24 protein-coding genes are annotated in these 25241 nt (G+C 71.3%); 8 read left to right on the top strand and 16 right to left on the bottom strand.

Annotated features, from left to right (window positions below; genetic code table 11):
- Positions 1–94: 94 nt before the first annotated feature.
- The 3 genes from ACZ7P3_RS30250 to rimP all read right to left on the bottom strand — a co-directional run bounded on the left by ACZ7P3_RS30250 (position 95) and on the right by rimP (position 1982).
- Positions 95–376: a YlxR family protein gene (locus ACZ7P3_RS30250; RefSeq protein WP_079146598.1), complete on the bottom strand. Its 282-nt coding sequence runs from the start codon at positions 374–376 to the stop codon at positions 95–97.
- 101 nt (positions 377–477) lie between these two features.
- Positions 478–1470 carry a transcription termination factor NusA gene (gene nusA, locus ACZ7P3_RS30245; protein ID WP_472086441.1) on the bottom strand — a complete coding sequence of 331 codons (993 nt, stop codon included), beginning with the start codon at positions 1468–1470 and terminating at the stop codon, positions 478–480.
- A gap of 2 nt (positions 1471–1472) precedes the next feature.
- A complete protein-coding gene (gene rimP / locus ACZ7P3_RS30240) occupies positions 1473–1982 on the bottom strand; it encodes a ribosome maturation factor RimP (protein WP_472086439.1) in 510 nt (169 codons plus the stop codon).
- 205 nt (positions 1983–2187) lie between these two features.
- Here rimP and ACZ7P3_RS30235 point away from each other — a divergent pair, with 205 nt between their 5' ends.
- The 3 genes from ACZ7P3_RS30235 to ACZ7P3_RS30225 are packed head-to-tail and all read left to right on the top strand — an operon-like array spanning position 2188 to position 4187.
- Positions 2188–2739, top strand: coding sequence for a hypothetical protein (locus ACZ7P3_RS30235; protein ID WP_472086438.1), 552 nt, complete (start codon positions 2188–2190; stop codon positions 2737–2739).
- Positions 2736–3221, top strand: a complete 486-nt coding sequence (locus ACZ7P3_RS30230) for a ferritin-like domain-containing protein (protein ID WP_472086437.1) — start codon at positions 2736–2738, stop codon at positions 3219–3221. The genes ACZ7P3_RS30235 and ACZ7P3_RS30230 overlap by 4 nt, the downstream gene beginning before the upstream one ends.
- 48 nt (positions 3222–3269) lie before the next feature.
- Positions 3270–4187: an aminoglycoside phosphotransferase family protein gene (locus ACZ7P3_RS30225; protein ID WP_472086435.1), complete on the top strand. Its 918-nt coding sequence runs from the start codon at positions 3270–3272 to the stop codon at positions 4185–4187.
- Positions 4188–4582: 395 nt separating this feature from the next.
- Here the strand turns inward: ACZ7P3_RS30225 and ACZ7P3_RS30220 are convergent, their stop codons facing one another.
- The 6 genes from ACZ7P3_RS30220 to dxr all read right to left on the bottom strand — a co-directional run bounded on the left by ACZ7P3_RS30220 (position 4583) and on the right by dxr (position 12152).
- The gene (locus ACZ7P3_RS30220; protein WP_472086434.1) at positions 4583–6286 is read right to left on the bottom strand and encodes a proline--tRNA ligase; all 1704 of its coding nucleotides are present in this window, start codon (positions 6284–6286) and stop codon (positions 4583–4585) included.
- 74 nt (positions 6287–6360) lie between these two features.
- Positions 6361–6891, bottom strand: a complete 531-nt coding sequence (locus ACZ7P3_RS30215; RefSeq protein WP_472086433.1) for a GNAT family N-acetyltransferase — start codon at positions 6889–6891, stop codon at positions 6361–6363.
- A gap of 269 nt (positions 6892–7160) precedes the next feature.
- Complete coding sequence (locus ACZ7P3_RS30210; protein WP_472086432.1) at positions 7161–8009, bottom strand: GNAT family N-acetyltransferase; 849 nt, start codon at positions 8007–8009, stop codon at positions 7161–7163.
- A 200-nt stretch (positions 8010–8209) separates the two neighbouring features.
- The gene (gene ispG, locus ACZ7P3_RS30205; protein WP_472086431.1) at positions 8210–9367 is read right to left on the bottom strand and encodes a flavodoxin-dependent (E)-4-hydroxy-3-methylbut-2-enyl-diphosphate synthase; all 1158 of its coding nucleotides are present in this window, start codon (positions 9365–9367) and stop codon (positions 8210–8212) included.
- 203 nt (positions 9368–9570) lie between these two features.
- Positions 9571–10875 (bottom strand): M50 family metallopeptidase, encoded by a 1305-nt coding sequence (locus tag ACZ7P3_RS30200; RefSeq protein ID WP_472086429.1) that lies wholly within the window; start codon positions 10873–10875, stop codon positions 9571–9573.
- Positions 10872–12152 carry a 1-deoxy-D-xylulose-5-phosphate reductoisomerase gene (gene dxr / locus ACZ7P3_RS30195; RefSeq protein ID WP_472086428.1) on the bottom strand — a complete coding sequence of 427 codons (1281 nt, stop codon included), beginning with the start codon at positions 12150–12152 and terminating at the stop codon, positions 10872–10874. Before dxr ends, ACZ7P3_RS30200 begins: the two co-directional genes overlap by 4 nt.
- A 200-nt stretch (positions 12153–12352) precedes the next feature.
- Between dxr and ACZ7P3_RS30190 the strand changes: the two genes are divergently transcribed.
- Together ACZ7P3_RS30190 and ACZ7P3_RS30185 are read left to right on the top strand one after the other, a co-directional pair.
- Entirely contained in the window at positions 12353–12811 is a 459-nt protein-coding gene (locus ACZ7P3_RS30190; RefSeq protein WP_472086427.1) for a lamin tail domain-containing protein, read from the top strand.
- 150 nt (positions 12812–12961) lie between these two features.
- A complete protein-coding gene (locus ACZ7P3_RS30185; RefSeq protein ID WP_472086425.1) occupies positions 12962–13438 on the top strand; it encodes a hypothetical protein in 477 nt (158 codons plus the stop codon).
- Positions 13439–13469: 31 nt separating this feature from the next.
- Here ACZ7P3_RS30185 and ACZ7P3_RS30180 read toward each other — a convergent pair whose 3' ends face one another.
- Both ACZ7P3_RS30180 and ACZ7P3_RS30175 read right to left on the bottom strand, forming a co-directional pair.
- Complete coding sequence (locus ACZ7P3_RS30180) at positions 13470–15407, bottom strand: acyl-CoA dehydrogenase family protein (protein ID WP_472086423.1); 1938 nt, start codon at positions 15405–15407, stop codon at positions 13470–13472.
- Between the two features lie 250 nt (positions 15408–15657).
- Positions 15658–15885, bottom strand: coding sequence for a hypothetical protein (locus ACZ7P3_RS30175; RefSeq protein WP_472086422.1), 228 nt, complete (start codon positions 15883–15885; stop codon positions 15658–15660).
- A 526-nt stretch (positions 15886–16411) separates the two neighbouring features.
- Here ACZ7P3_RS30175 and ACZ7P3_RS30170 point away from each other — a divergent pair.
- Genes ACZ7P3_RS30170 through ACZ7P3_RS30160 form a run of 3 tightly spaced genes read left to right on the top strand, consistent with a single transcriptional unit; the run spans position 16412 to position 19218 of the window.
- On the top strand, positions 16412–16621 hold the full coding sequence (locus ACZ7P3_RS30170; protein WP_472086421.1) for a ferredoxin: 210 nt from the start codon (positions 16412–16414) through the stop codon (positions 16619–16621).
- A complete protein-coding gene (locus ACZ7P3_RS30165) occupies positions 16611–17978 on the top strand; it encodes an NAD(P)/FAD-dependent oxidoreductase (protein WP_472086419.1) in 1368 nt (455 codons plus the stop codon). The genes ACZ7P3_RS30170 and ACZ7P3_RS30165 overlap by 11 nt, the downstream gene beginning before the upstream one ends.
- A gap of 34 nt (positions 17979–18012) precedes the next feature.
- Entirely contained in the window at positions 18013–19218 is a 1206-nt protein-coding gene (locus tag ACZ7P3_RS30160; RefSeq protein ID WP_472086418.1) for a cytochrome P450, read from the top strand.
- A 54-nt stretch (positions 19219–19272) separates the two neighbouring features.
- Here ACZ7P3_RS30160 and ACZ7P3_RS30155 read toward each other — a convergent pair whose 3' ends face one another.
- The 5 genes from ACZ7P3_RS30155 to ACZ7P3_RS30135 all read right to left on the bottom strand — a co-directional run bounded on the left by ACZ7P3_RS30155 (position 19273) and on the right by ACZ7P3_RS30135 (position 25173).
- Positions 19273–19467: a hypothetical protein gene (locus tag ACZ7P3_RS30155; protein ID WP_472086417.1), complete on the bottom strand. Its 195-nt coding sequence runs from the start codon at positions 19465–19467 to the stop codon at positions 19273–19275.
- 219 nt (positions 19468–19686) lie between these two features.
- Positions 19687–21060, bottom strand: a complete 1374-nt coding sequence (locus tag ACZ7P3_RS30150) for a S53 family peptidase (protein ID WP_472086416.1) — start codon at positions 21058–21060, stop codon at positions 19687–19689.
- Positions 21061–21266: 206 nt separating this feature from the next.
- The gene (locus tag ACZ7P3_RS30145) at positions 21267–21614 is read right to left on the bottom strand and encodes a hypothetical protein (protein WP_472086414.1); all 348 of its coding nucleotides are present in this window, start codon (positions 21612–21614) and stop codon (positions 21267–21269) included.
- A gap of 201 nt (positions 21615–21815) precedes the next feature.
- Complete coding sequence (locus tag ACZ7P3_RS30140; protein ID WP_472086413.1) at positions 21816–23261, bottom strand: aldehyde dehydrogenase family protein; 1446 nt, start codon at positions 23259–23261, stop codon at positions 21816–21818.
- Between the two features lie 310 nt (positions 23262–23571).
- The gene (locus ACZ7P3_RS30135) at positions 23572–25173 is read right to left on the bottom strand and encodes a PucR family transcriptional regulator (RefSeq protein WP_472086412.1); all 1602 of its coding nucleotides are present in this window, start codon (positions 25171–25173) and stop codon (positions 23572–23574) included.
- Positions 25174–25241 lie beyond the last annotated feature (68 nt).

The following is a 25241-nucleotide window of genomic DNA, read 5'->3' as shown; positions in this document are numbered from 1 at the left end:
AGTGCTCATCGCAATCTCGACCTGCTTTCGACTCGCGAGGTACCAGGCCGCACGGGGGGTTCCATGCGACGTGCTTTTTTGCCGTGTTGCCTGCTCAGCAACTGTCTGTCTGCTCGACGTACTGGCGCAACGCCTTTATGTCGAGCGGCCCCGGGACGCGTAGCGCCCTTGGGAACGCCCGGCGGCGTACCGCCTGGTCGAGACAGACCGGATCGGGGTGTACATAGGCACCCCGGCCGGGCAGCGTACCGCGAGGATCGGGAACACACTGCTCCTGATCCGCCACGGTACGCAGCAGATCGTCCTTGGCCGCTCGCTGCCTGCACCCCACACAGGTGCGTTCAGGGCATGCGCGGGCGCGCGTCCGGCCAGACACTCCTTAGTCTACCTCCCCGTAGCGACCTCACCCCTTCGGGGCAAAAGTCGAACAGTTGCCAACTGCAGGCTGTCGTGATCTCAGCCGCGCACGGCCGAGATCTATTCCCCGTCCTCGGCCTGCTCGGTGTCCGGCCGGATGTCGATCCGCCAGCCGGTGAGCCGGGCCGCGAGCCGGGCGTTCTGCCCTTCCTTGCCGATCGCCAGCGACAGCTGGTAGTCCGGCACGGTCACCCGGGCGGACCGGGAGGCCATGTCCACGACCTCCACCTTGCTCACCCGAGCGGGTGAGAGCGCGTTCGCCACCATCTCGGCCGGCTCGTCCGACCAGTCGACGATGTCGATCTTCTCACCGTTCAGCTCGCCCATCACGTTGCGCACCCGGCCGCCCATGGGGCCGATGCAGGCGCCCTTGGCGTTCAGGCCCGAGCGGGTGGACCGTACGGCGATCTTGGTGCGGTGACCGGCCTCACGGGCGATCGCCGCGATCTCGACCGACCCGTCGGCGATCTCCGGCACTTCCAGGGCGAAGAGCTTCTTCACCAGGTTGGGGTGCGTACGGGAGAGGGTCACGGACGGACCGCGCACACCCTTGGCCACCCGGACGACGTACGAGCGAAGTCGCATGCCGTGCGGGTAGGTCTCGCCGGGGACCTGCTCCTGCACCGGCAGGATGGCCTCCAGCTTGCCGATGTCCACGAGCACGTTCTTCGGGTCGCGGCCCTGCTGGACCACACCGGTGACGATGTCGCCCTCGCGGCCGGCGTACTCGCCGAGCGTGGCGTCGTCCTCGGCGTCGCGCAGCCGCTGCAGGATCACCTGCTTGGCCGTGGTGGCGGCGATCCGGCCGAAGCCGGAGGGGGTGTCGTCGAACTCGCGGGGCTCCTGGCCCTCGTCGAGGTCCTCCGGGTCCTCCTTCGCCCACACGGTCACATGTCCGGTCTCCCGGTTGAGCTCCACGCGCGCGTGCCGGCGGCTTCCCTCGGTGCGGTGGTAGGCGATGAGGAGGGCCGACTCGATCGCCTCGACCAGCAGGTCGAAGGAGATCTCCTTCTCCCGAACCAAGCCCCGCAGGGCGCTCATGTCGATGTCCACGGCTACGCCTCCTCCTCTTCCTTCATGTCCTTTTTGTCCTTGCGGTTGAACTCGACCTGCACGCGCGCCCTGGCGATCTCCGGGAAGCCGAGTCTGCGGGCGGTGGCCTTGCGGCCCTTGACGCCGGGCACCTCGACGTCGATGCCCTCCTCGTCGACCGTCAGGATCCTGGCGACCAGCTCGCCGTCCTCGGCCAGCTGGAACTTCACGAGCCGGTCGGTGGCGCGCACGAAGTGCCGGTGCTCGGTGAGGGGGCGCTCCGCGCCGGGGGTTCCGACCTCCAGGTCGTACGCGTCGTCGCCCATCGCGTTGGTCTCGTCGAGCTTCGCCGAGAGCGCGCGGCTCACATCGGCGATCGCGTCCAGGTCCGCGCCCGTGTCGGAGTCGACGACCACCCGCAGCACCCGCTTGCGTCCGACGGAGTCCACGGCAATCTCTTCGAGATCCAGCCCCTGGGAGGTGACGAGCGGTTCCAGCAGCTCTCGCAGCCTCTCGCTCTGGGTGGTGCTCATCCGGGTGACTCCTCGGCCGCGTGTGCTGTTGTGGGATGGGTCGCGTGTCTGGTCAAAGGGTATCCGGTCGCAGGGAGTGTTGCCGTCCACCTGTGTCCGGCCGGTGCCGGTGAGTGGTGTGCGCGGGGCGCGCGGGTACGGTGATCACGGGCGTGCCGCCCGTTGCCGGTCTTCCTTTCGTACGAGTGCCCCGAGGACGTCTGCAGTGCCGTATCCCCCGCCGCCGCGCACCCCCTCGGGTCCGCGCAGAAGATCCCTGCTCGTCTCGGCCGCCGGGGCCGCCCTGCTGGTGGGCTGCTCGGCCGATCCGGACTCCGGCGGCGCCGCCCCGTCGGCGACCGCGCGGACACGCGCGCGTGCGGCCCGGGACAGCGCGGGGCTGCTGCAGCGGTACGACGCGGTGCTCGCCGCCCATCCGGCACTGGCCCAGCGGCTGCGGCCGCTGCGCGCCCAGGTCGCGGCGCACGCGCAGGCGTTCGGCGGCGCCACGGCCGCCGGCTCCCCCTCCCCCGGGGCCTCCACGGCGTCCCCGTCCTCGCCGTCCTCGCCGTCCTCGCCGTCCTCACCGTCCTCACCGCCGGCCGTCCCCGCCGCCGAGAAGGACGCCCTCGCCGATCTCGCCGCCGCCGAGCGCTCCCTCGCCGACCGCCGGGCGAAGGACCTGCTGGACGCGGACGGAGAGCTGGCCCGGCTGATGGCCTCGGTGGCGGCGGCCGGGGCGGCACACGCGTATCTGCTGACCGAGGGGGTCAAGTGAGCGACGAGGACGGGAAGGCCGAGCTGACCGCGCTGCAGGCGGCGCTGGCGGCCGAGCACGCGGCGGTGTACGGGTACGGCGTCGTCGGCGGGCGGATCGACGCGCAGCGCCGGGGCGCGGCACGGGCGGCGTACGACGCCCACCGGGCCCGCCGGGACGCGCTGGTGCGCGAGGTGCGGGACCTGGGCGGCGAGCCGGTCGCCGCGAGCGCCGCCTACGCACTGCCGTTCCCGGTGCCGGACGCGGCCTCCGCGGTGCGGCTGGCCGCCCAACTGGAGGACAGGGTGGCCGGGGTGTACTCGGACCTGGTGCGGGCGGCGACCGGTGCGCGGCGCGGCTCGGCCGCCGGGGCGTTGCGCGAGGCCGCGGTGCGGGCGGTGGGGTGGAGCGGGGAGAGCGTAGCCTTCCCTGGGCTCGCCGAGCGGGCCGGTGACGAAGCAGGTGCGGCCGGACCCCGCACCTCGGCGTCCCCGACGACGTGACCGCGCAGCCGCCCTACGGCCGGCCCAGGAGGAAGGAACAACTCGCGCATGGCTTTCGAACCGCCCCAGCGGCTGGTGCGGGCGCTCGGTGAGACGGTGCCGGCCGGGGACGACTGGCTGGTGCGGCTGCCGGAGGCGGCCGAACGGGCGGTCGCCCGGCGCGAGTTGAGCGTGGAAAGGGTCCAGGTGCCCGGCGGGCGCAGCAGCCTGGTGGTGCTGGTCCGGCGGGCGGACGGCAGCCCGGCCGTGCTGAAGCTGGCCCCGCCCCGGGCCCGCCCGGAGAGCGAACGGGCGGCGCTGGCGCACTGGGCCGGCCTGGGCGCCGTACAGCTGCTCGCGGCGGATTCCGTGCATGCCGAGGATGCCGCCGAAGGGGCCCTGCTGCTGGAGCGGCTGCACCCGGACGTGTCGGTGCGGTCGCTGCCGGAGGCGAAGGCACTGCTGGAGGCCGCGGGGACGCTGCGGCGGCTGTGGGTGGAACCGCCGGGCGGCCATGCGTTCGAGACCGTGGCGGAGCGGACCGGGCGCCAGGCCGAGGCGATGCGGGCGAGCGCCGAGGCCGATCCCGAGGCGGCCACGCTGGTGGACGCGGCGCTCGCGGCACGCGAGGAGCTGCTGGCCGCACCGCCCGAGCACCGGTTGCTCCACGGTACGTTCCGGCAGAGCAAGGTGCTTTCCGGGGAGCGGATGCCGTGGCTGGCGGTGGGGCCGGACCCGGTGGTCGGGGAGTGCGCGTTCGATCTGGCGCGGCTGGTGCGGGACCGGGTGGAGGATCTGATCGCCATGCCGTCGGGGGCGGCCACCACCCGGCGGCGGATCAAGCGGCTCGCCGAGTCCTTGGACGTGGACCTGGAGCGGCTGCGGGGGTGGACGCTGTTCCGCGCGGTGGAGTCGGGGGTGCGGGCACGGAGGGTGGGGCGGCCGAAGGATGCGGAGCTGTTGCTGGAGTTCGCCGGGTGGCTTTAGGAAGGGCCGGCCGGTGAGCGGCGGTCCGGGGCGGTACCGGCCGTCGTGACACCGCGGGTCGAGTCCGGTTGATCGCGCAGTTCCCCGCGCCCCTTTTTCAGCCGACGCCGGCCGAAGAAAGACCACGCCGGACAGCGGAGCCTTTGCCGGACTTCGCCCAGCGGACTCAAGGCGGACCCGTGAACGGCGGTCCGGGGCGGTACCGGCCGTCGTGACACCGCGGGTCGAATCCGGTTGATCGCGCAGTTCCCCGCGCCCCTTTTTCAGCCGACGCCGGCCGATGAAGGTGCAGGCCGGGCGTGGCGGAGTCGGGGCGGGCTCGGAGCAGGGGGTGGCGGTGGCCGGGGGTGACGCCGCGCCCGGAAGGGGCGCGGCGTTCGTGCGTGGTCAGGCCGTCAGGCCGTCAGGCGGGTGATGGCCTCCTCGACCGTCAGCTCCTCGCGCTCACCGGTCTTGCGGTCCTTCAGCTCCAGCACACCCTCGCCGGAGCGGCGCCCGGCGACCAGGATCTGCGGCACGCCGATCAGCTCCGCGTCGGTGAACTTCACGCCCGGGGAGACACCGGCCCGGTCGTCGACGAGGACGCGGACGCCCGCGGCGGCCAGCTTCTCGGCGACGTCCAGCGCCAGCTCGGTCTGCAGTGCCTTGCCGGCCGCCACGACGTGCACGTCGGCCGGGGCGATCTCCTTGGGCCAGCACAGGCCCTGCTCGTCGGCGGTCTGCTCGGCGATCGCGGCGACGGCACGCGAGACGCCGACGCCGTAGGAGCCCATGGTGACGCGGACCGGCTTGCCGTTCTGGCCCAGCACATCGAGCTTGAGGGCGTCGGCGTACTTGCGGCCCAGCTGGAAGATGTGGCCGATCTCGATGGCGCGGTCCAGCTTCAGGCCGGTGCCGCACTTCGGGCAGGGGTCGCCCTCCTGGACGACCACGGCGTCCACGTACGCGTCGACCTCGAAGTCACGGCCGGCGACCACGTTCCGCGCGTGCGTGTGCTCCTTGTTGGCGCCGGTGATCCAGGCGGTGCCGGGGGCCACGCGCGGGTCGGCGATGTACGTGACCTTCTCGCCCAGGCCCTGGGGGCCGACGTAGCCGCGGACCAGGTCGGGGCGGCCGACGAAGTCCTCGGCGGTGACCAGCTCGACGGCCGCCGGGGCGAAGTGCGCCTCGACCTTGCCCATGTCGACCTCGCGGTCGCCGGGCACGCCCACGGCGATGATCTCGCCGTCGACCTTCACCAGCAGGTTCTTCAGCGTGGCGGAGGCCGGGACGCCGAGGTGGGCGGCGAGGGTCTCGATGGTCGGGGTGTCGGGGGTGGGAATCTCCTCGAGCGCGGGGACGGCGGAACCGTCGACCGGCTTCAGCTCGTAGGCGATCGCCTCGGTGTTGGCGGCGAAGTCGCAGTTCGGGCAGTCCGCGAAGATGTCCTCGCCGGCCTCGGCCGGGGCCAGGAACTCCTCGGACTTGGAGCCGCCCATCGCGCCGGCGGTGGCGGCGCAGATGCGGTAGTCGAGGCCGAGGCGCTCGAAGATGCGCTGGTACGCCTGGCGGTGCAGGGCGTAGGACTTGGCCAGGCCCTCGTCCTCCAGGTCGAAGGAGTACGAGTCCTTCATCAGGAACTCGCGGCCGCGCAGGATGCCGGCCCGGGGGCGGGCCTCGTCCCGGAACTTGGTCTGGATCTGGTAGAGGATCACGGGCAGGTCCTTGTAGGACGTGCACTGGTCCTTGACCAGGAGGGTGAAGATCTCCTCGTGGGTGGGGCCGAGGAGGTAGTCGCCGCCCTTGCGGTCCTTGAGCCGGAAGAGCTCCTGGCCGTACTCGTCCCAGCGGCCGGTGGCCTCGTAGGGCTCGCGGGGCAGCAGGGCGGGGAGCGTGACCTCCTGACCGCCGATGGCGTCCATCTCCTCGCGGACGATCCGCTCCACGTTGGACAGGACCTTCTTGCCGAGCGGCAGCCAGGACCAGATGCCGGCCGCGGTGCGGCGGACGTAACCCGCGCGGACGAGGAGCTTGTGGCTGAGGACCTCGGCGTCCGCCGGGTCGTCGCGCAGCGTCTTCGCCATCAACTGGGACATGCGCTGGACCGGTGCGTTCGCCATGGTTCTCGTACTCCTGCCGGGAAAACGGTGATGGCAAGGAGGTTAGCCGGGCCTGCTGTGCCGGTGGAAATCGGTTATCTCCGACGCAGCGGCAGCGGGGCACCCATCACGGCGTACGGCCTGGGGGCGCTCGGGAAGTGGACCTGGCGGGCGAGGTCCACATAGCCGAGGGAGTGGTAGAGGCCGCGGGCCGGGCTGTCGGTGTCGATCGCGGAGAGGATCGAGCGGGGTTCGGCGGCGCCGTCGGTGATGGTGGTGATCAGGCGGCGGCCGATGCCGCGGTTCTGGTGGCCGGGGTGGACGTGCAGCTCGGTGATGACGAAGGAGTCGTCCAGCCAGGAGTCGTTGTTCCGGGCCCGCAGGTAGGGCTCCACGACGGTGGACCACCAGTGGGTGCGGGAGTTGGGCATGCCGTACACGAAGCCCACGAGGAGCCCTTCGCTGAGGGCGCCGAGGGCGCGCGCGCCCGTGTACTGCATGTGCCGCTGGACGATCTGACGGCGTACGGCCACCTCGTCGGCGCCGAGTCCGAAGGCTACGGCTTGGACCGCCAAGGCCTCGTCTACGTGGGCTGAGAGGTCCAGGGGCCCGATCACGACGTCCATGCGGGGGAGCGTACAGGGGGACCCCTCGACGACGCCCCGACGCCGAACTGCCCGGGGAACCGCCGGTCGTCACCCACCTCACCGGGCCGATCGGCGGAGGCCCCGCCCGACCGCTCACGAAGGCATCCCGGAACAGGCGGTGTTCAGCGGCGGCTCACGGGGACGGCCGGCCGCACCGGCGTCCCGGGCTCTTCCCTCTCCCTCTCCGCAAGAGGCTGCTCATGTCCGCAAGAGACTGCTCATGCCCAGAAGAGGATGCTCGTGAACGTCTAGAAGAGGATGCTCGTGAACGCGCCGACCTCCTGGAACCCCACCCGCCGGTACGTACTTCTCGCCGCCGTGTTGAAGTCGTTCACATAGAGGCTGACCACCGGGGCGACATCCGCCAGGGCGTAGCGCAGTACCGCCGCCATGCCGGGCGCGGCCAGCCCCCTCCCCCGGTACTCGGGAGCGACCCACACGCCCTGGATCTGGCAGGCCCGGGACGTCGCCGCGCCGATCTCCGCCTTGAAGACGACCTTGCCGTGTTCGTCGACGCGCGCGAAGGAGCGGCCGGAGCCCACCAGCTCGGCGACGCGGGCCTGGTAGAGCAGGCCGCCGTCCCCGGCCATCGGGGAGACGCCGACCTCCTCGGTGAACATCGCCACGCACGCGGGCATGATCGTTTCGATCTCGTCCTTGCGGATGCGGCGGACGTAGGGATCCGGGGCGATGTCGGCGGGCATGCGGTCGGTGATCATCAGCGGCTGGTGGGCGCGGACCTCTCTGGCCTGTCCCCAGTGCGGCTCCAGCAGGCGCCACAGGGCGGCGGTGGGTTCGGAGGGGCCGACGATGGAGGAGCAGCGGCGGCCGGCCCGGCGGGCCCGGTCGGCGAAGGCGCGCACGGCGCGCGGGGTGGCGCAGATGGGGACGAGGTTGGCGCCCGCGTAGCACAGGGACGTGAGCATGCCGTCCTCGTACCAGCCCCACATCTCGCCGCCGAGGCGCCACGGGTCGAGGCCCGCGAGCTGGACCCGCGAGGTCACGAAGGCGTTCGCGACCGGCTCGCGGTCGAGGACGGCGAGCGCGGCGTCAAGGTCGCTCGGATCGAGCACCCGTGAGGTGGTCTGGGTCAACACGTGCGGGGCCTCACCCTGGGGTTCTGCTGATCTCCGCACTATAGCTGCGCCGCTTTGGCCGCGCCTGTGAGCTCGGGGTACTGCGGTCTCTTGGCGAGTACCGGTGGCCACTTGGCGCGTACCGGTGCTCTCCTGCCGGGTACCGGTCGTCCTGTCGCCTGTCGCGCGGTTCCCCGAGCCCCCTCGGGGCGCGCCGCCGTTCAGCCCGCCACCGAGACCGACGGCTCGCCCGACGTGACGCCGTCCGCCTCCATCTGCTCGGCGAGCTTCATGGCCTCCTCGATGAGGGTCTCCACGATCTTGGACTCGGGGACGGTCTTGATGACCTCGCCCTTGACGAAGATCTGGCCCTTGCCGTTGCCGGAGGCGACACCGAGGTCGGCCTCGCGGGCCTCGCCGGGGCCGTTGACGACGCAGCCCATGACGGCGACGCGCAGCGGGACATCCATGCCGGTCAGACCGGCGGTGACCTCTTCGGCGAGCTTGTAGACGTCGACCTGGGCGCGGCCGCAGGACGGGCAGGAGACGATCTCCAGGCCGCGCTGCTTGAGGTTGAGCGACTCCAGGATCTGGAGGCCGACCTTGACCTCCTCGGCGGGCGGCGCCGACAGGGAGACGCGGATGGTGTCGCCGATGCCCTGGGAGAGCAGGGCGCCGAAGGCGACGGCCGACTTGATGGTGCCCTGGAAGGCCGGGCCGGCCTCGGTGACACCGAGGTGGAGGGGGTAGTCGCAGGCGGCGGCGAGCTGGCGGTAGGCCTCGATCATGACGACCGGGTCGTTGTGCTTGACGGAGATCTTGATGTCCCGGAAGTCGTGCTCCTCGAAGAGGGACGCCTCCCACAGGGCCGACTCGACCAGGGCCTCGGGGGTCGCCTTGCCGTACTTCTGCAGCAGGCGGCGGTCGAGGGAGCCGGCGTTGACACCGATGCGGATCGGGGTGCCGTGGTCCTTGGCGGCCCTGGCGATCTCCTTGACCTTGTCGTCGAACTGCTTGATGTTGCCCGGGTTGACGCGGACGGCGGCGCAGCCGGCCTCGATGGCCGCGAAGACGTACTTGGGCTGGAAGTGGATGTCCGCGATCACCGGGATCTGCGACTTGCGGGCGATGGTCGCGAGGGCGTCGGCGTCGTCCTGGGTGGGGCAGGCGACGCGGACGATCTGGCAGCCGGAGGCCGTCAGCTCGGCGATCTGCTGGAGGGTGGCGCCGATGTCGGACGTGCGCGTCGTGGTCATCGACTGGACCGAGACGGGTGCGTCTCCGCCGACCGCCACGGATCCGACCTGGATCTGCCGGCTCTTCCGGCGCTCGGCGAGCTTGGTCGGAACGGACGGCATGCCGAGAGAAATCGCAGTCATCTGCTGTGCAACCCCAAGTCGTGGATCAAGGTCCGGTCCCGTGAACGGCGGGCTCCAGGCTTCGAGATTACGACACCGGCCCCGGCGCGAGCACATCCCTCCCGGCAAACCCACTCGATGGAGGGCGGACCGGAACTCCCCCGCTCCCGGCTGCGCCCGAGCGGGGGACCCCATGGTTCCGGACCGTCCGGAACGTCGGACGACTAGGAGATTTTCACCGGGTTAACCACGTCCGCGATGAGTACCAGGACGGTGAAGCAGACGAAGATCCCGGCCACCACGTAGGCCACCGGCATCAGCTTGGCCACGTCGAACGGACCGGGGTCCGGCCGGCGCAGCACCCGGGCCACGTTCCGCCTCAGCGACTCCCACAGCGCGCCCGCGATGTGCCCGCCGTCGAGCGGGAGCAGCGGGAGCATGTTGAACAGGAACAGGGAGAGGTTGAAGCCGGCCAGCAGCATCACGAACATCGCGACCTGCTGGGAGGCGGGGATGTCCAGGGTGGCGATGTCGCCGGTGATACGGGCCGCGCCGACGATGCCCATCGGGGAGTCCGGCTCGCGCGGGCCGTTGCCGAAGGCCGCGTCCCACAGGGCCGGGATCTTGCCGGGCAGGGCGGCGAGGGAGTCGACGGCGTCGCCGACCCGGTCGGTCATCCAGGTCACGGAGTCGCCGAAGTTCTGCTGGACGACACCGGTGGCGGCGCTGAAGCCGAGGAATCCGGCCTTGACGTACTGGCCCTGGACGTAGGTTCCGCTGGAGTCCTTCTTGGCGACCTGGTTGGTGGCGATCCTGGCGTGCAGGGTCAGGTCCCGGCCGCCCCGCTCGACGACGATCGGCACGGTCTTCCCGGCGCTCTCGCGGATGAGGTCGGACAGCGCGTTCCAGTCCTTGGTCGGCCGGCCGTCGAAGGAGACGATCTTGTCGCCGTTCTTCATGCCGGCCGCCGCGGCCGGGGAGGGCTGGTCGGACTTCTTGCAGCTGTCGCGGTTCTCGCTCGCGGCGATGACGCAGGGCGAGACGGAGGCGACGGTGGTGGTCTGCTGCTGGATGCCGAAGCCCATCAGCACGGTGAGGAACAGGGCGATCGCGAGGATCAGGTTCATGAACGGGCCCGCGAACATGACGATGACCCGCTTCCACGGCTTGCGCGTGTAGAACATGCGCGTCTCGTCACCCGGCTTGAGTTCCTCGAAGGCCGCGGAGCGGGCGTCCTCGATCATGCCGCGCCAGGGCGAGGTGGAGCGGGCGGAGACCCGGCCGGCGTCGTCGGGCGGGAACATGCCGATCATGCGGATGTAGCCGCCGAGCGGGACCGCCTTGATGCCGTACTCGGTGTCGCCCTTCGTGCGCGACCAGACGGTCGGGCCGAAGCCGACCATGTACTGCGGGACGCGGATGCCGAAGAGCTTGGCCGTGGACAGGTGCCCCAGCTCGTGCCAGGCGATCGAGACGAGCAGGCCGACCGCGAAGACCACTATGCCGAGGATGAACATCAAGGTCGTCATGCACGCGCCTCCGCGGTTGCCGTCCGGTGTGCCAGTTCGCGCGCCCGGGCCCGCGCCCAGGTCTCCGCATCGAGGACGTCCGACACGGTGAGTGAGGTTCCCGTGGCCGGGGTGCCGTGTTCCTCGACCACCCGGGTGACGGTCTCCATGATCCCGTTGAAGGGCAGTGCGCCGGTCCGGAAGGCCTCGACGCACTCCTCGTTGGCGGCATTGAACACCGCCGGGGCGGTCCCCGCGAGCTGCCCCACGTGCCGGGCGAGGTTCACCGAAGGGAAGGCCTCATTGTCCAGCGGGAAGAACTCCCAGGTGGAGGCCTTGCTCCAGTCGAAGGCCGGCGCCGCGTCCGGGACGCGTTCGGGCCAGCCCAGCCCGATGGCGATGGGCCCGCGCATGTCGGGGGGCGTCGCCTGGGCGATCGTGGATCCGTCGGTGAACTCGACCATCGAGTGAACATACGACTGGGGATGCACGACGACCTCAATGCGGTCGAAGGGAATGTCGTAGAGGAGATGTGCCTCGATGACCTCCAGGCCCTTGTTGACGAGGGTCGCCGAGTTGATCGTGATCACCGGGCCCATCGCCCAGGTGGGGTGGGCGAGGGCGTCCTCGACGGTGACGTCCGCCAGCTCGGCCCTGCTGCGCCCGCGGAACGGGCCGCCGGAGGCGGTGACGACCAGCTTGCGCACGTCGGCGCGGGTGCCGCAGGCGAGCGCCTGGAAGAGCGCGGCGTGCTCGGAGTCGACCGGAATGATCTGCCCGGGCTTGGCGAGCGCCTTGACCAGCGGGCCGCCGACGATCAGCGACTCCTTGTTGGCGAGCGCGAGGGTGTGGCCCGCCTCCAGGGCGGCCAGGGTGGGCGCGAGCCCGATGGAACCGGTGATCCCGTTGAGAACGGTGTGACACTGCGAGGAATCCGCGGCGGCGACCTGGGTGGCCGCGTCCGGTCCGGCGAGGATCTCGGGCAGCGGCTCACCGGCGCCGTACCGCCCGGCCAGCGCCTCGCGCAGAGCCGGTACGGCGTCCTCGCGGGCGACCGCCACGGTCCGCACCCGCAGGCGGTGCGCCTGCTCGGCGAGCAGGGTCACGCGGCTGCCGTTCGCGGAGAGGGCGGTGACCCGGAAGCGGTCGGGGTTGCGCAGGACGAGGTCGATGGCCTGGGTTCCGATGGACCCCGTGGAGCCGAGGATCACCACGTCCTTCGGGCCGTCGCCCGTGAGGGGGTCATAGACGAGGTGGGGGTCGGCGAGGGGTGCCGGACTGGCGGGACTGTCGGTCATCCCTCCATTGTTGCCGCAAGTGCCGGCCGCCAGGACAGGGCATCCCTCGGGCGGGTGCGTTAACAGCTTTCGTCGCCGGATGGAGTGATTCTCCCGTTGTGAAGTCTCAGTGAAGATCATGTGATAACACTTCAGTCCTGGGCCGGTGGACGACCGGCCCGGGACGACTTCGCGGACGACATCCTTGGGGGGATTTCTTCATGCGTACTGTGCGCCTGCGCGCCGCCCTGCCCGCCCTGGCGGGCGCTGCCCTGCTCACCGGCACCCTGCTCAGCTCCCCGGCCGAGGCGGCCGGCGGTGTGTACATCCACCACGTCTGGTTCGACAGCCCGGGCTCGGACAACCGGTCCAACAAGAGCCTGAACGGCGAGTGGGTGCAGATCAAGAACTCCGGCCGCTCGGCCGTCTCGCTCAAGGGCTGGGTCCTCAAGGACGCCTCGAACCACAAGTACGTCTTCCCGAACGTCAAGATCGGCGCCGGGAAGTACATGAAGATCCACACCGGCAGCGGCTCGGACACCGCGTCGGACAAGTTCCAGGACCGCCGCGCCTACGTCTGGAACAACGACAAGGACACGGCCACGCTGACGAAGGCGAGCGGCAGCAAGGTCGACACCTGCTCCTGGACGACGCGGGACCCCAGCGACAAGTACTGCTGAGCGGCGGCGCGCCGAGCCACCCGGGTCCGGCCGCAAGGCGCGGAGCGACGGCCCAACACTGCGGCAAATCGCGCGCCTTCGGCCGCCCGGGATGGCATCCTTCCTGTTCGGCCCGTCAAACAGGGCCCCAAAGGGGGAGGAGCCACCACGATGAACCGCATCCGCACGACCACCGCCGTCCTGGCCACGGCAGGACTCGTCACAGCAGCTCAACTCGGTCTCGGAACGGCCGCGTCGGCCGCGACCCGGGCACCGCAGCGCAGCGGCTGCCCGGTCGACCTCGTCTATCCGAGCCGCTTCTACGTCGACTCGCACGGCTGGGTGACCAACGGCGGACTCTACTTCGGGATCAAGAACAAGAGCACCGGTCAGAGCTTCAAGAAGGTCACGTTCACCGTCACCGACGTCAAGAACATCCGCTTCGGCAAGGCCAGGCCCACGGGCGGCAAGGTCACCAAGAACACGTCGAAGACGGTGTCCGTGTACACGACGACGCTCAAGAAGAAGGCCGGCCTCGGCGTGCGGGTTCCCACGCACCTGCTCAACACCCGCTCCTACAAGGTGAAGTTCACCCTGAAGGGTTCGGGCTGGAACTGCGCCGCGGACCAGGGCACCTGGGGCGCGTGAGCCCCGGCAGCCCCGGTCCGCGGGGAGCCGCCTAGGCTCCGAACGGGCGGCGCGCGTTCTCGTGCGCGGACGGTCCGGGGGTCGCGTCGGCGATCCACGGACCCTCGCCCGAGGGGTCGATGACCCCTTCCTCCAGCCAGGTGTAGGCCCCGTCGAGGACTCCCTTGACCACCGCGCGGTCCACGTCGTCGGTGTTGGACCACAGGCGGGTGAAGAGCTCCTCGACGCGGATGCGGGACTGGCGGCAGAAGGCGTCGGCGAGCCGGTAGGCCTCACGGCCGTGCTCGCCCTCGCCGCGCAGCCGTTCGGCCCGCACACAGGCCGCGCTCATCGCGAACAGCTCGGCGCCGATGTCCACGATCCGCCCGAGGAAGCCCTGCTTGGTCTCCATCCGGCCCTGCCAGCGGGACATGGCGTAGAAGGTGGAGCGGGCCAGCTTGCGGGCGTGCCGCTCCACGTAACGCAGATGCCCGGACAGGTCCGTCTCATGCTTGAACTCGTGGTACGAGGACGGCAGTTGACCGGGTCCCGCGACCAGCTTCGGCAGCCACTTGGCGTAGAAGACACCCGCGTTCGCGCCCGCCTTCGCCTTGTCCGACAGGGACTTGTCGGGGTCGATGAGGTCACCGGCGACCGAGAGGTGGGCGTCGACGGCCTCGCGGGCGATGAGGAGGTGCATGATCTCCGTCGAGCCCTCGAAGATGCGGTTGATGCGCAGGTCGCGAAGGATCTGCTCGGCCGGGACGGGCCGTTCGCCGCGCGCCTTGAGCGACTCGGCCGTCTCATAGCCGCGGCCGCCGCGGATCTGCACGAGTTCGTCGGCCATGAGCCAGGCCATCTCGGAGCCGTAGAGCTTGGCGAGGGCGGCCTCGATGCGGATGTCGTTGCGGTCCTCGTCGGCCATCTGCGAGGACAGGTCGAGCACGGCCTCCAGCGCGAAGGTGGTGGCCGCGATGAAGCTGATCTTGGAGCCGACGGCCTCGTGCAGCGCGACCGGCTTGCCCCACTGCTCCCGCTCGGCGGCCCACTCGCGGGCGATCTTCAGACACCACTTGCCGGCACCGGCGCACATCGCGGGCAGCGACAGCCGGCCGGTGTTGAGGGTGGTGAGCGCGATCTTCAGACCGGCGCCCTCCGGGCCGATGCGGTGGGCTGCCGGGACCCGCACCTGGTGGAAGCGGGTGACGCCGTTCTCGATGCCGCGCAGGCCCATGAAGGCATTGCGGTTCTCGACGGTGATGCCCTCGGAGCCGGCCTCCACCACGAAGGCGGTGATGCCGCCCTTGTGTCCCTCGGACTTCGGTACGCGCGCCATGACGACGAGCAGGTCGGCGACCACCCCGTTGGTGGTCCACAGCTTCACTCCGTCGAGGACGTAGTGGTCGCCGTCCGGGACGGCGGTCGTCGCGAGGCGGGCCGGGTCGGAGCCCACGTCCGGCTCGGTGAGCAGGAAGGCGGAGATGTCGGTGCGGGCGCAGCGGGGCAGGAAGGCGTCCTTCTGCTCCTGGGTGCCGAAGAGCTTCAGCGGCTGCGGCACGCCGATCGACTGGTGGGCGGAGAGCAGGGCGCCGACCGCGGGGCTCACGGAGCCGACCAGGGCGAGGGCCTTGTTGTAGTACAGCTGGGTGAGGCCGAGACCGCCGTACTTGGGGTCGATCTTCATGCCGAGGGCGCCGAGTCCCTTCAGGCCCGCGACGACCTCGTCGGGGATGCGCGCCTCGCGCTCGATGCGGGCGGAGTCGATCGTCGTCTCGCAGAACTCGCGCAGCCCGGCGAGGAACTCCTCTCCGCGCCGCACGCTCTCCGGGTCCGGGAGCGGGTGGGGGTGGATGAGGTCGAGCCGGAAGCGTCCGAGGAACAGCTCCTTGGCGAAGCTGGGCTTGCGCCAGTCCTGTTCCCGGGCGGCCTCCGCCACCTGACGGGCCTCGCGCTCGGTGACGTTGGTGCGTTGGGTGGTGGGGGCGGACATTGAGGCTCACCTCGCCGCGAAGAGGATGATGGGGGCCGTTCGTTACCGAACAGTGCTACTGGATCGTTGGTACCCGAAACGGGCCGACCCCACCACCCCTCGCGGTCCGATCGGTGGACATCTCGGCCGTCGCGGGCCGGGGCACAGCCGTCGAGGTGCTGGGAGGTCCTCCGTGTGCAGGGCGGCCCGCCGGTGCCCGGGCCGACCGGGGGAAGGGCCCCGGAGGATGGCGGATTCCGGGGCCCTTCGCTCACTCGGGGCTCGTGTTCCGGATGTAGCCCGCTGCCCTTGCGCCGGTCACACCGAGGGTGAAGCTCGCGACGAGGGTGCTGCCTCCAGCCGTGGCGACGGCGGTCAGGCTGCCGCCGAGCTGATGGAACAGGAAGGCTGCGAACTGTCCGAGGATGATCGAACCCTCGGCGATGACGGCAACTACGAACTTGTTCTGCGTGCCATCCGACGAACCGTGTTCGGCCATTTTTTCTTTTCTCCGCGTCTCATGCGCTAATGCACAATCACATCCTTGAGAGGTTCAGGGGAGTTGTGGCGGCCGATGGGCCACCGCCTCCCTCATGGACGTCGGGGCACGGGCTTGTCGGGGCCCTCGGACCGGATCACGGCCCTCTCGAGTTGTGCGGCAAGCCCCGCAGGATTACATGTTCACGCCATCGGAACATCGGCTCTCCTCTCCATTGCATCCCGGCCTACCCCGCGGCCGCCGGAGCCAATCGCGCGCGACAGCAGCGCCCCTCCGGGTCAACTACGCTTTCCCGCAGGCGTGTTCGCCATCATTCTCGCCCTGCAGGTCCGGACCCTCCTTCGACGGGCAACCCCGGGGACACCGGGGGCCGACCGGCGGACACGCTCCGCATCTCTCGCGTGTACACATCAAGGCGACAGGGTCCGCCGCGGCGGACCCGCGCCGTCCCGGCCCAACGCGCGCTCGGCCCTGTCCCGGACTAGAAAGGAAAGAGAACCGGGTGTGCCGGAGGGAGTGACCAGTGATGCAGATCCTGGTGGACCTCGCCCGTTGCCAGGGCTATGCACAATGCGTGTTCCATGCGCCGGAGATGTTCGCGCTGCACGGCGAGGAGTCCCTGCTGTACCACCCGGGAGTCCCCGACGAACAGCACGAACGCGTGCGTCAGGCCGCGGCGGCCTGTCCGGTCCAGGCCATTCTGCTGGGCGAGGAGGTGAACCCCGGTGCCCGATGACCTTCGGGAGGGCCGGATCGTCGTCGTCGGCGCTTCGCTGGCAGGGCTGCGGGCCGCCGAGAAGCTGCGCGAGGAAGGCTTCACCGGCTCCCTGACCATCGTCGGGGACGAGCCCCACCCGCCGTACGACCGTCCGCCGCTGTCCAAGCAGGTGCTGTTCGGCAAGATCCCGGCGCACAGCACCGGGCTGCCGATGCGCCGTGACCCGGAAGCGGAGTGGCGGCTGGGAGTGCGTGCCACCGGACTGGACATGGCGGGCAAGCGGGTGCTGCTGGCCGACGGGGAGCCGCTGCCCTACGACCGGGTGCTGATCACCACCGGGACACGGGCGCGGCCGTGGCCGAATCAGGAGGAGTCGGCCCTGGACGGAGTGTTCACCCTGCGCACCAGCGACGACGCGGAGCTGCTGGCCGAACGCCTGGCTGCCGGACCGCGCCGGGTGCTGGTGATCGGTGCCGGCTTCACCGGCTCGGAGATCGCCTCGGCCTGCCGGGAGCGCGGTCTGGAGGTCACGGTCACCGAGCTCGGCCCGGCACCGCTGGTGGGCGCGCTGGGCGGGACGCTGGGGAAGCTCGCCGCCGTCATGCACCGCAACCACGGCGTGGACCTGCGCTGCGGGGTCAAGGTCACCGCGCTGCGCGGGAACGGCCGCTTCACCGGCGCGGACCTGTCCGACGGCAGCCGGATCGACGCGGACGTGTGCGTCGTCGCCATGGGGGCGGTACGCAACGTCGAATGGCTGGCGGAGTCCGGGCTGGCCGCCGGCCCTCGCGGGGTCGCCTGCGACGCCGGATGCCGCGCCTTCACCATGTACGGGCTCGTCACCGACAACGTCTTCGTGGCCGGTGACGTCTCGCGCTTCCCGCACCCCTTGTTCGACTACCAGCTGTTGTCGCTCGAACACTGGCGCAATGCGGTGGAGCAGGCCGAGGTGGCCGCCCACAACATGGTCAGTCCGGAAGCGCTGCGGCGCCCGCACCTCGCGGTCCCCACGTTCTGGTCGAGCCAGTTCGGGCTCAACATCAAATCGGTGGGCGTCCCCACCTTCTCCGACCACGTGGTCATCGCCCAGGGCTCGCTGGAGGCTCGCCGTCTGGCCATGGTCTACGGCTACCGCGGCCGCGTGACCGCCGCGGTCACGGTCGACATGGCCAAGTCGCTGGAGTACTACCAGGACCTGATCGAGACCGCCGCGCCGTTCCCGCCCGCGGCCGGCGCCTCGGACCGTCCCCCGGCGGCCGAAGTCCCGATCCCTTCCGATGTGCCGGATCCGAGCGTGCTCTCCCACGGTCCCACCGTCGCGCTCACCGGTCACCTGCCGGACCGCCGACTGGTCATGACGCGGCCCACCGGGTGACCCACCGCCCCGCCCGTCCACGAGGAGTCCCGCCATGACCGCCGACACCCTGCTGGAGCGGATCACCGACTACGCCAACCGCCCCGACCCCTGGCCGCTGTACACGGAGCTCCGGGAGGCCGGTCCTGTGGTGCCGCAGCGGGACGGCAGCTATCTGGTCGGCACCTACCACGAGATCGTCGCCCTGCTGCACAACCCGCGGATCAGCGTGGATCCCCGCAACCGCAGCGTCCCGGACGCGGCGCCGTCCGAGGAACCACGGAGGCTGCCGTTCCTGCGGCTGGACGACCCCGAGCACCACAGGCTGCGGACGCTCGCCATGCGGCCGTTCGGCCCGCCGCACAGCCCCGGCCGGGTCGACGCCATGCGCGGCGAGATCACCCGGATCACCGAGGAACTGCTGGAGTCGCTCCGGGACCGCAAGCAGATCGACATCGTCGACGATTTCGCCTACCCCCTGCCCGTCACGGTCATCTGCCGGCTGCTCGGTGTCCCGCACGAGGACGAGCCGCTGTTCCGGGCGTGGACGGACACCCTCGTCGCGGGCGCCGACATCGGAGCCGACGAGGCGAGCAGGCAGCCGCAGAAGGCGGCCCTCCAGGCCCAGCAGGAGATGGGCCAGTATCTGCTGGGCCTCGCCCAGCAGCGCCACGGCCGGCCGACGGACGACATGCTCTCCGCGTTCATCAACGAACCCGACGCCGCCCTGCGGCTGACCCCCGAGGAACTGGCGGAGACGGCGATACTCCTGCTCATCGCCGGACACGAGACCACGGTCAACCTGATCACCAACGGTGTGCTCACCCTGCTGCGCCGGCCCGAGCAGCTGGACCGGCTGCGCCGGGAACCCGATCTGATGCCGCGTGCGGTGGAGGAACTGCTGCGCTACGAGCCCCCGGTCCACATGCGGGAGCGATTCCCCCTCGCCGACGTGGACTTCGCGGGCACCACCCTTCCCAAGGGCGCGACCGTGATCCTCGTGCTGGCGTCGGGCAGCCGTGACCCGAAGCGGTTCCCCGACGCGGACCTCTTCGACCCCGCCCGCCCGGACAACGAGCATCTCGGCTTCTGCAGCGGTGTCCACATCTGCTTCGGCGCACCGCTCGCCCGCACCGAGGCCCAGACCGCACTCGGCGCGCTGCTCCCCCGCCTCGGCGCCGCGACCCTGGCGCAGGACCCGCCCCCCTACCGGACCAACGCCATGCTGCGCGGCCCCCGCCACCTCCTCGTCGACTGCTGAACCCGGCAACCCGGCAGGCTCCGGGTCGCGCCGCGCAGCCGTCGTCAGGCGTCGTCAGGCGTCGTGCGAGGGGATGCGGACGGCGAGTTCGGCTGCGAAGTGCCGGGCCTGCGCCCCCCAGTCATGGTCGGTCGCACCGAAGTGCTGCAGGACGTCCAGCAGCTCGTGCGCCTCGGACAGGGTGAAGAGCGGCAGACGCGGCTCGCAGAGCTCCGGCGCGCCGAATGCGGGATCCAGAAGTTCGCCCATGCCGGACGCAACGGATGGCGGCGGCCCAGGTTACGGGGTACGGGCGGACAGGCGCACCAGCCGGCAGGCGCACAGGCCGGCAGGTGCACAAGCCGACAGGCACACAGGTCGGCAGACGCACAAGCCGGCAGACGCACAGGCCGACGGCCCGGGGTGTGCGACCCGGGCCGTCGGCGTCATGACTGTCGGGGACCGCGTCCCCGGAGCGGCAGCGCCGCGTCAGCCGTGGCGGCTCGCCTTCACGAGAGCCGGTACGAAGCGCAGGGCGTCCACCGTGCCCACGCCGGTGGCCATGTCGTAGCCGTTGACGGCCTTGTAGCCGGTGACGTGCTCGTAGCTGTTGTCCGTGCCGTCGTTGACGTCGACGATGCCGGTGCCCCGGTGCTTGGACAGGCTGTACAGCGCCGCGTTGATGTTGCCCAGCCGGTGTCCGGCCGCCTGGTCGGCGAGGGCGACGACGCCCGAGAAGAGCGGGCTCGCCTCGCTGGTGCCGCCGGAGACGTCCCAGCCGATGGCGGTCGGGTCGTAGCTGGAGTAGACCCAGGCGCCGCCGTTGACCGCGGCGGCCATCGAGATGTCCGGGGTGCCGCGGCGGGCGCCGACGACGTTCTTCACGCCGTTCTGGAAGGCGGGCCGGGAGAAGACGTGGGACTGGCCGCCGCCGCCCGCGCCGTAGTCGTTGTAGACGCTGTCCGGCTTGACGCGCTCGCCCTTGTCGTTCAGGTGGAGCTGGGTGCCGCCGATCGAGGTGACCAGCGGGTCCGAGGACGGCCAGGAGTTGACGCGCTTCTTGTAGTAGTTCTTGCCGTCCGCCTGCATGTCGGTGGCGCCGCCGTCGCCGGAGGAGGCGAGGACGGTCACGTGCTTGCGGTCCGCGTCCTGGAAGGCGTAGCGCAGCTTCTTGATGCTGGTGAAGTCGCCCCTGCCGAAACCGGGGAAGGTGTTCTCGGTGGCGCCGAAGCTCTGGGTGATGACGTCGCCGACGCCCTGGTCGATGAGGTGCTTCTCGGCGGACATCATCTCGGGCAGACCGGTGGTTCCCTCGGTCTCGGAGACGGCCGTCTCCACCAGGACGATCTTGGCACCGGGCGCCATGGCGTGGGCCATCTCGACGTCCAGCGCGGTCTCGCCGGCCCAGCCGGTCATCTCGGAGTTCTTGGGGTCGAAGGCGGGGACGTGACCCCACTTGACCACCTTGACCTTGGTGCTGGGCAGCCCGAACTGCTTGCTGTAGACGTCGAGGTCGTGCTGGACGGTCGGGGAACCGAACGAGTCGACGATGACGATGGTGCGGCCCTTGCCCGTGATGCCCTTGCGGTACAGCGGGTTGAGGTCGTACGCGGTGCGGTACTGGAGCGGGGTGTAGCAGTTGATGTGCCACTTGGCCTGGCACTGCTCGCTGGAGAGCGGGCTGGACACACCGTGGACCAGGTTGTGGCCGACGACGGCCGGAACCGCCTTGGTGTGCGGTACGGCGGCGGGCGCGGCAGCGGTGGCGCCGGCCTGCGAGGTGGTCGCCAGTGCGGCGGCGACGAGGGCGGCGGTGGCGGCCGCGGATGCCGCGACGCCACGCCCGGTGCGGGCTATGTGCATGAATTCCCCTGAGTGGCCCTGAGACGCCCGGAGTCGGACGAAAGTGGTCTGGGCGCATCTCATCGGGCGGGTCATGCACAGGACAAGAGTATTGAACTTTCGATGTCGAATCCTTTACCCGGTCCGTACCCCGGGGTGCACGATCCGTCGGGGCGGCGCCCGCCTCCCGCACCGGGCGGACGGGCGGCGCCCCTCTCGGGCCCTCGTCAGCTGAAGAGGACCGACCGGAGCTTCAGACGCTCGCTGCCGTACCCGGTGAGCGGGCGCAGCGAGAACCAGTCCCCGTCGCAGTCCGGTCCGGTGAAGACCACCGCGGTCGCGTCGGTCCGGTTGCGCGGGGAGTGGGCCGGGGAACTGGCGCCGGGGTCCGCGACCTCGGGCAGGGTGATGCACTCCCCGCTCGCCGGGTTCTCCAGCACCGCGATGCGCGGGGTGCCGTCCAGGCCGGTGTAGGCGTACTGGAACCGGCCCTCCGCGGCGGAGGCTGAGGCCGGAACGGTCAGGACCAGGGCGAGGGCGCCGAAGGCGGCGACCACGGCTTTGCTCAGACGCATGGAAAGGGTGTCCCTTCACAGGAAACGGCGACGTGCGGGAGTTTCCCTTCCCAGGTCACGCCACCGGCTGCGGCCGCCGGCCCGCCGAATCGATCCCCCCTCACCCGAATGGCCCACCGGCCCGCGGGCGCCCGCACACACGAACGGCCGCAGCCCCCGCACAGTGGGCTGCGGCCGTTCTGCTGACCTGTCCGTGGCAGGTCAGAGCGCGAGACCGGTGAGGACCAGCACGCGCTCGTATGTGTAGTCGTCCATCGCGAACTTCACGCCCTCGCGGCCCACACCGGACTGCTTGGCGCCGCCGTACGGCATCTGGTCGGCGCGGTAGGACGGAACGTCGCCGACGACGACACCGCCGACCTCCAGCGCGCGGTGGGCGCGGAAGGCGACCTGCAGGTCGTGGGTGAACACACCCGCCTGGAGGCCGTACTTGGAGGAGTTGACGGCGGCGAAGGCCTCGGCCTCGCCGTCCACCTTCTGCACGGTCAGGACGGGCCCGAAGACCTCCTCGCAGGAGATCGTCGTGTCGGCCGGCACCTCGGTGAGCACGGTCGGCGCGTAGGAGGCGGCCTCGCGCTTGCCGCCGGTGAGCAGCTTGGCGCCCGCGGCGACGGCCTCGTCCACCCAGGACTCGACACGCTTGGCGGCGTCCTCGCTGACCAGCGGGCCGACGTCGGTCTTGGCGTCGCCCGGGTCGCCGGTGACCTGGGCCTCGACGGCGGCGACGATGCGCGGCAGCAGGCGGTCGTACACGGACGCGTCCGCGATGACCCGCTGCACGGAGATGCAGGACTGGCCGCCCTGGTAGTTGGAGAAGGTCGCGATGCGGGTCGCGGCCCAGTCCAGGTCGGCGTCGCTCGCGAAGTCGCCGAGGACGACGGCCGCGCCGTTGCCGCCCAGCTCCAGGGTGCAGTGCTTGCGCGGCACCGAGTCCATGATCGCGTAGCCGACCTTCTCGGAACCGGTGAAGGAGATCACCGGCAGGCGCTCGTCCTGGACGAGGGCGGGCATGCGGTCGTTGGAGACCGGGAGGATCGACCAGGAGCCGGCGGGCAGCTCGGTCTCGGCGAGCAGGTCGCCGATGACGAGGCCGGAGAGCGGGGTGGCCGGAGCCGGCTTCAGGATGATCGGCGCACCGGCGGCGATGGCCGGGGCGATCTTGTGGGCGCACAGGTTCAGCGGGAAGTTGAACGGCGCGATGCCGAGGACGACGCCCTTCGGGAAGCGGCGGGTCAGCGCCAGGCGGCCCTGGCCGCCGGCGTCGGTGTCGAGGCGCTGGGCCTCGCCGCCGTTGAAGCGGCGGGCCTCCTCGGCCGCGAACCGGAAGACGGAGACCGCGCGGCCGACCTCGCCGCGGGCCCACTTGATCGGCTTGCCGTTCTCGGCGGAGATCAGCTGGGCTATCTCCTCGGTGCGCTCGACCAGGCGCTTGCTGACGTGGTCGAGGGCGGCGGCGCGGACGTGCGCCGGGGTGGCGGCGAACTCGTCCCGCACGGCGTACGCGGCGGCCACGGCCTCCTCGACCTGGGCGTCGGTCGGCACGCTGACCTTGCCGACGAGCCGGCCGTCCCACGGGGAGGTGACGTCGAAGGTGTCCTCGCCGGTGACCTGGCGGCCGGCGAGCCAGAAGGCGTGGGTGGAAGTCATAGGGAGTCCCGGCCCTTCCGCGTTGGGGGGTGTTCTTACGGTTCGTGGTCCACGGTAGGGCGGGGGCGGGCGGGGGTCGCTTGTCCGAGTCGTACTGATGGCGGACGGGGATGCGCCGGTTTGGCGTGGTGCCCGGCCGAGGCGGCCCTCCTGGCGCCCGTGCGCCTGTCCGCCCGTCCGCCTGTTCCGCTGAGATCAGCACCGCACGGGGCATGTTCGCCCGCCCGCCCGTGCGCCTGTCCGCATGTCCGCCCGGACCTCGGGCTCCGGACGGGCTCCCTCCCCCGGCTCACGGAGCCGTCCGGGACGGCTACTCCGGCGAGGTCGCCTTCAGCGCCAGCCACAGCTCCATCCGGACGTCCGGGTCGTCCAGGGAACGTCCGAGGATCTCCTCCACCCGCCGCATCCGGTACCGCAGCGTGTGCCGATGGACTCCGAGGTCGGCCGCCGCCGCGTCCCACTGGCCGTGACGGGAGAGCCAGGCCCGCAGGGAGGCGACCAGATCCCCGCGCCCCGTCGCGTCGTGCTCGTGCAGGGCCCGCAGCAGCCCGTCGGCGAACGCCTTCACCGCGTCGTCGGCCAGCAGCGGCAGCACGGACCCCGCCGCGAGCTGCTCGTGCTCCACCAGCACCCGTCCTCGCCGCCGTGCCACCGACAGCGCCTGCTCGGCCTGCTTGTAGGCCGCGGCCGCGGCGATCGGTCCGACGGGCGCGGACAGGCCTACGACCAGTTCGTCCTCCTCCCCGGCAGCCTGCTCGGGCACCGCCCGCGCGGTCTCCAGCGTCGCCGCGTACGCGGCACACCCGGCCACCGCCGCACCCTCGTCCGCGGCCAGCACCACCAGCCGCTCCCCCTCGGGTACGACCAGCACGGCCTCCCCGGCACGGGCCGCCGCCGACTCCGCGGCCTCCGCGATCCCGGCCAGCGCATCGCCGTCCGCCTCCGCCCGGCCCCGCGCGGCCGGGCCGGGCACCGACTCCGCGACGATGATCCGGAAAGGCGCGTCGAGCAGCCCGCCGTACAGGTCCCCGGCGACGGCCCGGGCATGGTCCGGCTCGCCGGCTAGCAGCATGCGCAGCACCGCCGCGCCGAGCCGCTGCTCGGCCGCGTGCAGGGAGCGGGAGCGTTCGGTGGTGAGGGTGAGCAGGGCGATCGCGGAATGGACGGCGTACCGCTCGGCGGTGCCGAGGGCGGCGGCCGTACCGACGGCGAGCGCGGCGCGCGGGCGCCGGCCGGTCCCCAGGGAGTGCAGCTCCACCCGGTCCTCGTTGTCGGGTCCGCCCACCACCGAGGAGGCGGGTGCGGGCCGCTCCCGGAGCCGTTCGACCTCGGCGGTGAGCCGGGCGGCCCGGCGGCCGGCCCATTCCGGTGCGGTGGCGACCACGGCGCCCGAGGCGTCGTACAGCGCCGCCCACCCGTCGACCTGAGCGGCGAGCGCGGCGAGCAGGCCTTCGGGGCCGGCGTTCAGGGCCTGCCTGGTCAGCTCGCGCTGGGCGGCGAAGCCCGCCGTGACCGCCCGGTACTGGTCCGCGGCGATGGCGGCGGACACGGCCTTGCTGATGGCGAGGAAGGGGGTGCGGCGGGGCACCTCCAGCAGCGGCAGCCCCTCCTCCTCGGCGGCGACGACGAGGGCCTCGGGGATCTGCTCGTAGTTCACGCCGACCGCGAAGCCGAGCCCGACGACGCCGGCACCGGCCAGCCGCTTCACGTACCGCCGCATCGCCTCCGGATCCTCCGCGTCCAGCTTGAGCGCGGTGATCAGCAGCAGCTCGCCGCCCTCCATGTAGGGCACGGGGTCGGCCAGCTCGCTCACGTGCGCCCAGCGGACGGGCACGTCGAGACGGTCCTCGCCGGCCCGCACGGTCAGCTTGAGCGCGGAGTGGTGGACGAGCGAGGCGAGCGTCGGGGGCATGAGGCCTTCAGGGGGAGAAGCGGAACAGCAGGTCACGGAGATCCGGTGATCATCGTGATCATTTGGCC

Source organism: Streptomyces sp. NPDC107581 (assembly GCF_055657175.1).
This window is presented reverse-complemented; position numbering and strand designations above follow the sequence as displayed.

Bases quoted from the DNA above. Each gene is read 5' to 3' on its own strand.
- rimP (WP_472086439.1), bottom strand. From the start codon at position 1,982: ATGAGCACCACCCAGAGCGAGAGGCTGCGAGAGCTGCTGGAACCGCTC.
- ACZ7P3_RS30225 (WP_472086435.1), top strand. From the start codon at position 3,270: ATGGCTTTCGAACCGCCCCAGCGGCTGGTGCGGGCGCTCGGTGAGACG.
- ACZ7P3_RS30220 (WP_472086434.1), bottom strand. From the start codon at position 6,286: ATGGCGAACGCACCGGTCCAGCGCATGTCCCAGTTGATGGCGAAGACG.
- ACZ7P3_RS30215 (WP_472086433.1), bottom strand. From the start codon at position 6,891: ATGGACGTCGTGATCGGGCCCCTGGACCTCTCAGCCCACGTAGACGAG.
- ispG (WP_472086431.1), bottom strand. From the start codon at position 9,367: ATGACTGCGATTTCTCTCGGCATGCCGTCCGTTCCGACCAAGCTCGCC.
- ACZ7P3_RS30200 (WP_472086429.1), bottom strand. From the start codon at position 10,875: ATGACGACCTTGATGTTCATCCTCGGCATAGTGGTCTTCGCGGTCGGC.
- dxr (WP_472086428.1), bottom strand. From the start codon at position 12,152: ATGACCGACAGTCCCGCCAGTCCGGCACCCCTCGCCGACCCCCACCTC.
- ACZ7P3_RS30190 (WP_472086427.1), top strand. From the start codon at position 12,353: ATGCGTACTGTGCGCCTGCGCGCCGCCCTGCCCGCCCTGGCGGGCGCT.
- ACZ7P3_RS30185 (WP_472086425.1), top strand. From the start codon at position 12,962: ATGAACCGCATCCGCACGACCACCGCCGTCCTGGCCACGGCAGGACTC.
- ACZ7P3_RS30180 (WP_472086423.1), bottom strand. From the start codon at position 15,407: ATGTCCGCCCCCACCACCCAACGCACCAACGTCACCGAGCGCGAGGCC.
- ACZ7P3_RS30175 (WP_472086422.1), bottom strand. From the start codon at position 15,885: ATGGCCGAACACGGTTCGTCGGATGGCACGCAGAACAAGTTCGTAGTT.
- ACZ7P3_RS30170 (WP_472086421.1), top strand. From the start codon at position 16,412: ATGCAGATCCTGGTGGACCTCGCCCGTTGCCAGGGCTATGCACAATGC.
- ACZ7P3_RS30160 (WP_472086418.1), top strand. From the start codon at position 18,013: ATGACCGCCGACACCCTGCTGGAGCGGATCACCGACTACGCCAACCGC.
- ACZ7P3_RS30155 (WP_472086417.1), bottom strand. From the start codon at position 19,467: ATGGGCGAACTTCTGGATCCCGCATTCGGCGCGCCGGAGCTCTGCGAG.
- ACZ7P3_RS30150 (WP_472086416.1), bottom strand. From the start codon at position 21,060: ATGCACATAGCCCGCACCGGGCGTGGCGTCGCGGCATCCGCGGCCGCC.
- ACZ7P3_RS30145 (WP_472086414.1), bottom strand. From the start codon at position 21,614: ATGCGTCTGAGCAAAGCCGTGGTCGCCGCCTTCGGCGCCCTCGCCCTG.
- ACZ7P3_RS30140 (WP_472086413.1), bottom strand. From the start codon at position 23,261: ATGACTTCCACCCACGCCTTCTGGCTCGCCGGCCGCCAGGTCACCGGC.
- ACZ7P3_RS30135 (WP_472086412.1), bottom strand. From the start codon at position 25,173: ATGCCCCCGACGCTCGCCTCGCTCGTCCACCACTCCGCGCTCAAGCTG.